This is a genomic window from Vibrio sp. 1401 (assembly GCF_033340295.1).
In genome coordinates this window covers 1-586 of sequence record NZ_JAWOWF010000602.1, presented here as the reverse complement: position 1 = coordinate 586, position 586 = coordinate 1, and the positions used below count along the sequence as shown (strand labels likewise).

General features: G+C 45.6%; 1 pseudogene. It reads right to left on the bottom strand.

What is annotated here, in order from left to right:
* Positions 1-586: pseudogene (locus tag R7Z77_RS27070) on the bottom strand (hypothetical protein); the annotation flags it as partial.

Below are 586 nucleotides of genomic sequence, written 5' to 3'. Positions count from 1 at the left end.
CGCCAAACCAAATAACGGTAGTTTGGGTTAAACCCTCAGAGGTTGGGCGATGTCGAGTGTTAAAGATAAATGCGAGTAGTTGCTGAGCTAGCTGCTCTTTATGCTCGTTAAGGTCCGCGTTGCCATTGCTATCGACCAAGAATTGTGACACTTCGGATTGCCAAGTCCCGGCCATCCAAATAGCAGAATCGCCGCTAAATGCTGCTTCAACTGGCTCTCCACCAGTAAATTTACCGTCAAATGGCTCGTCACCAGCTCCAAAGTAGTTACTTGGAGAGGCGTAAGGGGCTAATCCATTCACATATACTCTATCGGCTTCAGTTAGTTCACTTAAGCCATTTTTGTTGTGCCAGTAACCTTTGGTGTCAAAGTCTGCGGTAATTTCACAAATGTTATTGAAGTGCACTTCATTACCATTAAGTGCGTCACTGCGGTTGTAAACTTCACCGATAATGAGAGGGACGCCATTTTCCATTTTCATGACAGATTTTACGTCGAACGAAATGGTGTGATCACTGGTATTGTTCCATGCAGCAGAAAGGCTTTCGCTCACTTCATAAGGCGCGGGATCTTCACCGCGAACATT